The organism is Nonomuraea lactucae (assembly GCF_003313395.1).
Taxonomy (GTDB): domain Bacteria; phylum Actinomycetota; class Actinomycetes; order Streptosporangiales; family Streptosporangiaceae; genus Nonomuraea; species Nonomuraea lactucae.
The window spans coordinates 1-9,259 of the sequence record NZ_QNFZ01000941.1; the positions used below are offsets into that span (position 1 = coordinate 1).

Genomic DNA, 9,259 nt, shown 5'->3' on the forward strand with positions numbered 1-9,259 from the left:
ATCTACGTATTCAGCGGAAACCGGCGGGTCTACCTCAAACCAGACGCCCAGCTCAGCGGCAGGCCTGAATGGATACGCTTCGCCTTGCTGCTGATGCTCGCCTTCGCGTACGTCGAGCACGAGTCGAGTGCGGGCGCGGAGTGGTCCCACGTCGGCAGGATCGATCAGTAGATCTGCACGCCGGTCTGCTCGATCACTTTGTTCACCGGCTGGGCGAAGGTCACGCATCGGCCATTAGTATTCTCGCCGCCCTTCACAATGCCAATCGCCTTGCTGCCAGAGAAGAGCGCACCGCCGCTGTCACCATTCACGGCGCACACGTCGGTCATAATCAGGTCATAGACGGTCTCATCGGTATTGGGGTTGACGGTCACGCCGACGCCCGTCACCTTGCCCCGTGTCACGAAGCTTCTGGCTCCGCTCTTGGCCACATCGCGGCCCTTCCAGGCGGTGCCGGGGCCGTCGATGTCGCGCAGGGTGCCGTTGTAGAGGTTGACCGCACCCGGCCGGGGGATGTCCTTGAGATACCGCACCACCGCCCAGTCGTCCCCGGGAAATCTTTTGTCGATGACGCCACCGATCGGTAGGGGCGACCCGTCCTGGAACCAGTAGGAGTTGCCGCCGTCCGCGCAGTGGCCCGCAGTGAGGAAGCCTCCTTCACCGCTGCGCAGCTTCACGTTGAAGCCGAGGGAGCACACCACCTTGCTTTTCGACACGATCTTGTCCCCGCTGGCGGCCGTGTCTTCGATACGTCCCGGCTGGCGCCTGATCCGGGTGGCGGACGGGACGCGCCTGGTGAGGTCGTTCAGGCGCGAGAGGTCCTTGTCGGTGACGGTGCTGTCGGCCATGACAACGACCTGAGCGGTTTCCGGGTCGGCGTACCACGCCGTGCCCGGGATCGTGAAGTCACGCGCCAGCATGTCGGTGACGGCCTTCAAATCTCTGGCGCCTCGGCCCACCGTTTTCGCTATGGCGCCGGTCTGCTGCACCTCGCGGGCGGCCTGCTGGTCGGTGACCGTGACCACCATGTCGCCGTTCCCGTCCTGGTAGGCGCCCGCGGACCGGTTGCCCAGCCGCTCGGCCAGAGCCAGCGCCTGCTCCGGACTCGGCTTCCCCTGCGCCACCCGCGCGGGGGACGCGTGTGCCGGCGCCGCGCTCAGGCCGCCTGTCATCACGACCACCACGACCGCGGCGAATGCGCTGCGGGTCTGGCGACGTTTGATGGGCAGAAGCATCATGCCACCCCGTTTCCTCAGCCGCCCCGACGGCGGTGGTCACCGGGCCGGAACGGTAGTAGATCGACGGAGTCGCACTTCTGCGGTAGGGCTGCCCATCCTCCAGGCCAGAATCTGATCACTTGCTGTTCCGGCCCCTCTCCAACACGGTGCCGGTGGCCGGTGGTGATCTCCCTGCCGGGCGGGGGTCGCTGTCGTCCTACTGGTCGTCGCTGCATCCCGGGCACGGTGCGCTCACGCAAGTGCCGGCCTGTGTGGATGGTGTGAGGCGGCCCTGCCCTCCCGCCGTCCCTCCACGAAAGCGGTCAGTGGCTGGCGTGGGCCGATCTTCCCGTCCGCCTCGTCCCAGGCGAGCCCAGCTTCCAGGTGGCAGACTGGAAGATCGGGTGGGGGAGGCGTCGTTGCCCACGTCCTTCGGTGGGCCGCCTGACACCCGCCCGGGAAGGCATGGGTCCTCGCTGCGCTCGGTCGTTCTGCCTGGTGTCGGGCTGCGCCCGACGCTTGCGCCTGCCGGTGAGGACGTTGACCCCGGGCGGCTTCGAGGGAGTTCGGGGAAGGGCGATTCGACGTCCTCTGGCGGCCTTGCGGTCGGGGAGCGGGAGTAGAAGCTCAAGCTGAGCCCGTTCCGCAAGGAACAGGCCACGATTCCTGTCGATGCGCGTGCGACCGCAACGGGCGGGTTGCCTGGAAAGCCGATCCTCCCCGCGCTCGCAGATCCGGGGCTCACGCACCGATCACCAGCGGCAGGACGACGTTGCCGACTCAGCAGCGGGAGGACGACGTTGCCGACTCACCGGCGGCAGGACGACGTATGCCGACGAAGACCCATGTCGACGGCGTCGGGCAGGACGGTGTGCAGCAGCATGAGAGCCGATGCCGCACTGCCGCGCGGCCCATATGACGGCGACTCGGACTCGGCGGCAATGACGAGGCCCCAACCTCGAGGGCCCCAACCTCGAGGGCCCCAACCTCGAGAAACCTCGCCACGGGTCGGCTGCTACTCGGTCGCGCAGACGCAGGGTGCCGTCACCATGGTGCCTGCCTCCTCGTCGATGCTGGTGAGCTGGCGGGTGCCGAGACAGTACCTGCAGTCGAGCTGCGCGGCGACGTAGGGGTCATGCCAGATCTTGTGCTGGGAGGCGGGCGGTGGCTCAGGCGGTGGTTCCTCGCCGCGCTCGGCGGGCTCGTTCGCGCCGCCGACCCAACCCAGGCCGCCACAGAAGCGGCACGCCAGGAACAGCCCGCCGAGCTGCTGGCCGCGCTCGCCGTCGCATTCGGGGCAGGTGATCCGGTCGGACACGGCTACCCCCGGCGTCCGGTGCCCTGACATGTGCTACAGGACACCCACTTACGCTCTTTCTGCCTCTGGCCGTTGAGCTCCATCCACTCACCGCCCGCGCCGAGGCACACGTCGCAGATCGACTTCTCCTGCTCGTCCTTGCCCACGTCTCTCACCGTAGTCGCGTCGTGACTGTGTGTCTGTGGCTTGCATGGTTTGGGTGAGGTGGCCACCCTCTCCACGGAAGCCAGAGGGCAGGGGCCACCTCGGGAGTCCTGCTCCGGTGACGGTTAGAGCAGGGGCCGGGCAGTCAAGGAAGCGTCTCGCTGGTCCAGCCAGTGCATGGCCGGGCTTTCTCGCTGGACGGGCGTTCCCGTGGGGGGACATGCCCCGAACAGCGGGAGCCACCTCGTCGCCACCTCGACGAAATTGCCGCAGATCGCCGCAAGGGCTGCACGGGCTCGTACTACACCCCACCCCCCGTTGCCCATGTCCTTCGGTGGGCCGCCTGACACCCGCCCGGAAAGGCAAGGTCCTCGCTGCGCTCGGTCGTTCTGCCTGGTGTCGGGCTGCGCCCGACGCTTGCGCCTGCCGGTGAGGACATTGACCCCGGGCGGCTTCAAGGAGAAGGACACCACAACACCCTTCCGTGGACGCAGCCCACGGCTCCGGGAGTGGAGGCCAGGGCCTGCTCAGCGCTGAGCCCGTTCCGCGAGGAACAAGAGCACGATTGCTGCCGACGCACATGCGAGCGCGGCGACGACAAGCGTTTTGGCGAGCTGGTGGGGCAGTACATCCATCAGCATCAGGCTTGACATGAGCAGCCAGGTGAAGCAGGCCATGAGCAACTGGCCGCAGGCGTAGAGGCGTGGCTTGTAGTGGACATGCCTGCGGCGGAACAGGCGGGGAATCTGGCCCGTCGCCAGAGCGTAGATCCCTGACGCGGCTGACACGCAGCCGAGTCCGATGACGAGCAGGTACATCGTGGTCTGCAAGGGTTGAGCCAGCCCTTCTTCCCGGCAGGGCCGACGGCCGCCGTGACTTGACAGCTTGCCTAACCGCACTCGTGAAGATCAAGAGGTTGCGATGCCCGCTGTCCTTTCGCTGGGACTTCGCAGAAAAGGCACCGGCTCCCTCTCGTGGCGCAACCGGTGATTCCCAGGGTGCAGGCGGAGGCGATCCCGCGGACTAACGGTCAAGGTTTACGGGCGGGGCTGAACAGGTGCGTGGCCACCGCTCCCCATAGTCATAGCGGCGAGACGCGCGACTCCCTCTTGGGCAACGCCGGACGCCCTGCGTGGGGCTGGAGACCTGAACTCGGGTGGGTGAGGGGCATGCAGGAGGAACTCCACCACCTGGTAGATCAGTTGCCGGAGTATGAGCTGTAGCCCGCGCTGGGACTGATTCGCGGACGCTTGGGCGGGAGTGTCGACGAGCGGAGCCTGCCGTTCTTCGCGTCGTTCGAGGCGGATTTCTGCGCCGCCCTCGAACGCGTAACGGACCGAACGCGTAACGGACCGAACGCAGTGGCTTCCCGGGCTTACGGACCACTGCTCGTACCACGCCCCGCCCACCCGTTGCCCATGTCCTTCGGTGGGCCGCCTGACACCCGCCCAGTCACGGGTGGCCCGTGTTCTTCGGTGGGCCGTTCGCAGGAGCCGGACCCCGGAAGGGCGTGTTGGGGTGTCCTTCTTCTTGAGGCCGCCGCGGGTCAACATCCTCGCAGGCAGGGCAAGCGTCGGGCGCAGCCCGACACAAAGCAGAACGACCGAGCGCAGCGCGGACCACGCCTTTCCGGACGGGTGAGACTGGAGGCCAGGACCTGCTCGGCGCGCGCGAGGCGGCATCTACGACGTTCCATCACCGCCGTCAGGCCCGACCTTGAAGATCATCTCGATCCAGTCGGGCTTGAGGAGGGTGAGGAGCAGTGCGCCCGACGGGAGCAGGACCAACGCGATCTCCAGCTAGAACCACCGCCGCACAGGACGCACAGGGCGCACAGGGGCGCACAGGGCGCACAGGGGGCATGGCCGCTCTGCCGTTTGCCAACCAGAACCCTGGAAACTCCGGTGCCGGGGACGTGTAATAGCCCAACTTGGCGACATGGCAGGCGAGATCCTCGGCGAGAGGCAATGTGCGCTATTTGTCGGTAAATGTGGCGGTCGTCGGAGGCCATAAAGTTTCGCGCCCGTCATGTCGTTGCTTTCGCGCGGGTTTGTGCTCCTTATTCCGCACGTGTGAGGTGTCCGATCATTGGTCATATCGTGAACGTGGCCGAGGGGGAGGAGGTCGCCCTGCCGTCACCTCATCTGCTACTCTATGCCATCAATTGATTACCTTGCGTCACGTAGGGAGCTCGTGTGAAGGTCGCCTGCGTCGGCGGCGGACCCGCCAGCCTGTACTTCTCGATCCTGATGAAGCGGGTGGACCCGTCCCATGACATCACCGTCCACGAGCGGAACCCGGCCGGGTCCACGTACGGCTGGGGCGTGACCTACTGGGACGAACTGTTCAGCAATCTCCTCGCCGCCGACCCCGAGTCCGCGCGCGCCATCAGCGAGAGCTCGGTCCGCTGGGACAGCATGGAGGTGCACATCCGCGACCGCGCGACGGTGATGGTGGAGCACGGCGACGAGGGCTTCGGCATCGGCCGACGCCGGCTGCTCGACATCCTCGCCGAGCGGGCCCGCTCCCTCGGCGTGCGCATCGAGTTCGAGCGAGAGATCGCCGGCGAGGACGAGCTGGCCGGTGCCGACCTCGTCGTGGCCGGTGACGGTGTCAACAGCGTGCTGCGCGAGCGCCACGCCGACCACTTCGGCACCGAGGTGGAGGTCGGGCGAGACATGTACCTCTGGCTCGGCACCACCAAGGTCTTCGACGCCTTCACGTTCGCGTTCGTGGAGACCGACCACGGCTGGATCTGGTGTTACGGCTATGGATTCAGCGATGACCAGAGCACCTGCGTCATCGAGTGCTCACCCGCGACCTGGAAAGGGCTCGGGTTCGACCGGGCGAACGAGGCCGACAGCCTGGCCCTCCTGGAGAAGCTCTTCGCCGAGATACTGGACGGCAACCCGCTGATCGGCCGGGGGCAGGCTGACGGCAGCGCGCACTGGCTGAACTTCCGGACCCTGACCAACCGGAGGTGGCATCGCGGCAACCTCGTCCTGGTCGGCGACGCCGCGCATACCACCCACTACTCCATCGGCGTGGGCACCGCCCTCGCTTTCGCGGACGCGGCCTGCCTGGTCGACGCGCTGCACCTGGACACGCGCCTCCCGTCCGCCCTCGCCCGCTACGAGCGGGGACGCAAGTCCGCTCTCCGGGGCCCCCGGAGGGCGGCCCGCTACAGCGCCCAGTGGTACGAGAACCTCCCGCGCTACATCAACCTCCCGCCGATGCAGATGATCACACTGCTCGGCAATCGGCACTCCCGGGTGCTCCCGCACGTCCCGCCGAAGCTCTTCTACCGGGCCGGTCAAGTGACTGGGAAGCTCGGGTCGTTGCGCAGGCACAAGCACTGAGTCTGGGACGTGACGGGATGCGATAGGTGATGGCCTGTGGCTGGTGGCGCTACCTGAATCCCTCCGTGCTGCGCCGCTCAGCGCTGCGGTCAGATCCGCCCAGGTCGCCTGGTCCAGAGACCTGCCGGTCGCCGAACACGCTTGACGCGTACCGGCGGGCGAGGCGGGCGATCCGGCTGTGGTTGCCTACTGCGAGCGCACCGGGCTGGACCCGCTGAGGATGTCGGTGCGGCACGCCGAGCTGTACGCCCGGTGGATGGTCGAGACCGCGGTCGAGGCCGGGGACGATCCGCCGACACCGAAGACAGTGGCGCAGCGGATGTCGGCGGTGTCGGCCTGGTACAAGTACCTGATCAAGAACGACGCCGCCAGGTTCAACTCGTTCGCGGAGGCGGGCCGGCCGTTGCCGCGGGAAAGGCGTGGGAGCTGGTGCGGCGGATCACGCGGCAGGCCGGGTCGAGTCGAAGGTGACGCCGCACGCGCTGCGGCACACCTGGGCGTCGCTGGCTGAGGAGGCCGGGGCGACGATGCGAGAGACCCGCTCGACCTGGGGCACGCGGACGTGTCCACGACGCCAGGCTCCTAGGGCGGGCCGAGGACCTCGGAGGTGGTCAGGGCGCGGGCTGTGGTGGCGAAGTAGTGTTCGGTGCCGGCTTCGGGGAGGCCGAGGATGACCGCCCGGCTCAGGCCGCTGAGCAGGGCCCTGAGGGCTCTGGCCAGGCGCCGGGCCTGCTGTTCGGTCGTGGTGGCGGTGCCGTGGGACCTGCCGGCGAACAGGGCGGCGAGGCCCTCCTCGTGGGCGAGTTCCGAGTCGGCGAGCTTGGCGCGCAGCGCGGGGTCGCGTAGCGCCATGTCGTAGAGGCTGATCTCGAACGTGAGGTGGCCCAGCGCGCCGGGGTCGTCGCAGAGGCTCCGGTAGTAGCGGGCGAACGCTTCGGCCGCCCCGGCGAGGTCCATGTCGGGAGTGAGGGCCTGCGTGATCCGCTCGTGGTGCGGGCCGAAGTAGTCGGCGGCCAGGGCGATCAGCAGGCCGTCCTTGCTGCCGAACAGGGAGTAGACGGCCCCGGTGGTGAGCCCGGCGTGCTCGGCGATCTCGTCGAGCTTGGCGCGGTAGCCGTCTCTGGCGACGATCCGGCGTGCGGCGTCGAGGAGTGCCCGGCGGTTGCGCTCCTTGGCCGCTGCCCTGTTCATTCGCATAATGACATTATTACTGTAATCTTGTTATGAGAGTGGCAGGGTCCTGTGTGCCGCGGTCATGCCCGCGGAGAAGCGGCCCGCGCGCTCGGCGGGCAGGCCAGGCGAGCCTACATCGATCGGACCAGGCAGGCCCGCTGGGGGGACGGGCCTGCCTGGTCCGTGGACTTGCCGCGATCTGTGCGAAAGCCTCAGAACGCGGTCAGGGTGACATAGGCCTGGACGGGGTTCCCGTCATGGACGAGGGACTCGAAGCCGCCGACGTCGTCGAAGGGGAAGGCGTACGCCTTGCCGTCCACCATGTTGTTGTGGATCTTCCGGGAGTAGTGGTTGGTCACCACATCCTGGTAGAACCGGCTCGCGTCGGTGCTCGGCTGGGTGGAGATGCGGTCCAGGGTCGACCGGTTGAGCGCGGCGCACAGGGTGCGGGCGATCGGGCCGACGACGGTGTCGTTGGGGGCCTGGAGGGCGCCGTCGCAGCCGAAGACGTTGGCGGTGCTCGGCTTCTGGAACGTGGCCACGGTCTGGCCGGCGCCGTTGGTGAACACCATGGCGTTGCCCTGGGTGCGGCCGTAGAAGCGCGTGTCGGGCCGGCTGCTGAACGGGATCACCGTCAGGGTCTTGGTGCGGTAGGCGTCCCAGGCCTTGGTGATGTAACTGTTCATGATGGTGGGGCTGAGGAGCCCGGCGTCGATGCCCTTGCCGGGCGCGAGCGCGCGCAGGCGCAGACCGTCGGAGCGGGTGTGGATGAGGCCGGCCCACCCGCCGGGCTGGTTCTTGATGGAGTCGAGGATCCGGTTGCGCCCGTTGCTCACCAGGTGGCCGGTGTTCTTCACGGTGCCGCTCGCGTTCCTGACCCCTACCGCGTGCGGCACGCTGAACATGTCCACCTGCGAGCTGTTGAGCCACAGGCCGCTGTCGTTGAGCGTGTACTCGCTCCAGTCGAACAGGATGTTGCGGTTCGGGTCGGACGGGTTCCACGGTGCGGGCTGCACTAAGCCCGTGGGGGTCAGGAGGAATTTGATCTTGTCGCGGAACGAGAAGTAGACGCGGCCGGAGAGCTTGGGGATCCGGATGGTCTTGGTCTGCCCGTTGCCGGGTCCCGGGATGGACACGTCGGGGGCGGGGCTCGGCGGGATGCTGCCACCGCTCCATTCCCGGAACTGGCCGTTGGCGTCCGCGTATCCGAGCCGCCCGGTGGTGAGGTTCTCGCCCAGGACGTAGATCCACACGGCATCGCCGCGGCCTGAGTTGTTCTTGATGGTCAACGGGATGGTCTCCGGGACCGCCGCCGCCACGGCGTCACGTGGGGCGAGGAACAGGGAGCAGAGGAGCACGAGCGCCACGCCGAGTGCGCGGCTCCTGACTCTGGAGAACATTTCACTCCTGGGGGTGGGGGGTGTGAGAGAGCGCTCTCAGCCTGGAACTTTCTGACGGCTGAAGTCAATGCCTAAAGTGGGCTAGTGATCGTTTGGGTGCGAAGAGCGCTCTCTGACGCGAGACTTGCCCTGCTCGCCTCGAGAAAGAGGATCATGATGTGCGTGCGCCGCGGGAGATTCCCGGGCGTCCGTCGCCGGAATGGGGCTGCCGGAGTCCGGCCTTATGTGCCGTCCGGGTCGGGGCCGGTCAGCCGATGGGGATCTTCAGCGTGTACCCCCCGCCCTGCCCCCGGACGTCGACGGTGTGGGTGCCGTGGGAGGAGCCGCCGGCGAGCCGACCGTGGTCCACCCACACCTCATCTGAAGCCTGGCCAGGGCCCAAGTGAGGAGGGGCGGACAGTTAGCGGGGCGGTGCGCCGGGTAGCCGGTCCCGGATGGGCCGTGGTCCGCTCGGGGGAGGCGGTTGGCATGCGGAAACCTCGTGGTGATCGGCGGTCGGGACGGGAGGCCGCGGCGGCCGGGGCCGTCGGGGCCTGCGCGGGAGCGGTGGCCGAGTACCTCTGCGACCCCGACCGGGGGAGGGCGCGGCGGGCGCGCGTGCGCGACAAGGGGCAGCGGGCGGCGCGCCTGGTGACGGGCGGGCTGCGG

The 9,259-nt window shown here is 68.0% G+C and carries 8 protein-coding genes; 3 read left to right on the forward strand and 5 right to left on the reverse strand.

Features of this window, described 5'->3' with window-relative positions:
* Window positions 1-164: 164 nt before the first annotated feature.
* The 3 genes from DQW85_RS32760 to DQW85_RS32770 all read right to left on the reverse strand — a co-directional run bounded on the left by DQW85_RS32760 (window position 165) and on the right by DQW85_RS32770 (window position 3,497).
* Window positions 165-1,238 (reverse strand): S1 family peptidase, encoded by a 1,074-nt coding sequence (locus tag DQW85_RS32760; RefSeq protein ID WP_113703651.1) that lies wholly within the window; start codon window positions 1,236-1,238, stop codon window positions 165-167.
* A gap of 994 nt (window positions 1,239-2,232) precedes the next feature.
* Window positions 2,233-2,565: a hypothetical protein gene (locus DQW85_RS32765; RefSeq protein WP_162795561.1), complete on the reverse strand. Its 333-nt coding sequence runs from the start codon at window positions 2,563-2,565 to the stop codon at window positions 2,233-2,235.
* Between the two features lie 641 nt (window positions 2,566-3,206).
* Window positions 3,207-3,497, reverse strand: coding sequence for a hypothetical protein (locus DQW85_RS32770; RefSeq protein ID WP_162795562.1), 291 nt, complete (start codon window positions 3,495-3,497; stop codon window positions 3,207-3,209).
* Between the two features lie 1,377 nt (window positions 3,498-4,874).
* Between DQW85_RS32770 and DQW85_RS32775 the strand changes: the two genes are divergently transcribed.
* Together DQW85_RS32775 and DQW85_RS32780 are read left to right on the forward strand one after the other, a co-directional pair.
* Window positions 4,875-6,038: an FAD-dependent monooxygenase gene (locus tag DQW85_RS32775; RefSeq protein ID WP_205315588.1), complete on the forward strand. Its 1,164-nt coding sequence runs from the start codon at window positions 4,875-4,877 to the stop codon at window positions 6,036-6,038.
* 178 nt (window positions 6,039-6,216) lie between these two features.
* Window positions 6,217-6,549, forward strand: coding sequence for a hypothetical protein (locus tag DQW85_RS32780; protein WP_113703654.1), 333 nt, complete (start codon window positions 6,217-6,219; stop codon window positions 6,547-6,549).
* Window positions 6,550-6,620: 71 nt separating this feature from the next.
* Here the strand turns inward: DQW85_RS32780 and DQW85_RS32785 are convergent, their stop codons facing one another.
* Both DQW85_RS32785 and DQW85_RS32790 read right to left on the reverse strand, forming a co-directional pair.
* Window positions 6,621-7,229 carry a TetR/AcrR family transcriptional regulator gene (locus tag DQW85_RS32785; RefSeq protein ID WP_113703655.1) on the reverse strand — a complete coding sequence of 203 codons (609 nt, stop codon included), beginning with the start codon at window positions 7,227-7,229 and terminating at the stop codon, window positions 6,621-6,623.
* A gap of 194 nt (window positions 7,230-7,423) precedes the next feature.
* A complete protein-coding gene (locus DQW85_RS32790; protein WP_113703656.1) occupies window positions 7,424-8,611 on the reverse strand; it encodes a glycoside hydrolase family 64 protein in 1,188 nt (395 codons plus the stop codon).
* A gap of 468 nt (window positions 8,612-9,079) precedes the next feature.
* Between DQW85_RS32790 and DQW85_RS44970 the strand changes: the two genes are divergently transcribed.
* On the forward strand, window positions 9,080-9,259 hold a 180-nt coding region (locus tag DQW85_RS44970), incomplete at its 3' end, for a hypothetical protein (RefSeq protein WP_205315589.1).

Excerpts from the sequence above, each read along its gene's own strand:
- DQW85_RS32765 (WP_162795561.1), bottom strand. The coding sequence starts at position 2,565 with ATGTCAGGGCACCGGACGCCGGGGGTAGCCGTGTCCGACCGGATCACC.
- DQW85_RS32790 (WP_113703656.1), bottom strand. The coding sequence starts at position 8,611 with ATGTTCTCCAGAGTCAGGAGCCGCGCACTCGGCGTGGCGCTCGTGCTC.
- DQW85_RS32770 (WP_162795562.1), bottom strand. The coding sequence starts at position 3,497 with ATGTACCTGCTCGTCATCGGACTCGGCTGCGTGTCAGCCGCGTCAGGG.
- DQW85_RS32785 (WP_113703655.1), bottom strand. The coding sequence starts at position 7,229 with ATGAACAGGGCAGCGGCCAAGGAGCGCAACCGCCGGGCACTCCTCGAC.
- DQW85_RS32760 (WP_113703651.1), bottom strand. The coding sequence starts at position 1,238 with ATGATGCTTCTGCCCATCAAACGTCGCCAGACCCGCAGCGCATTCGCC.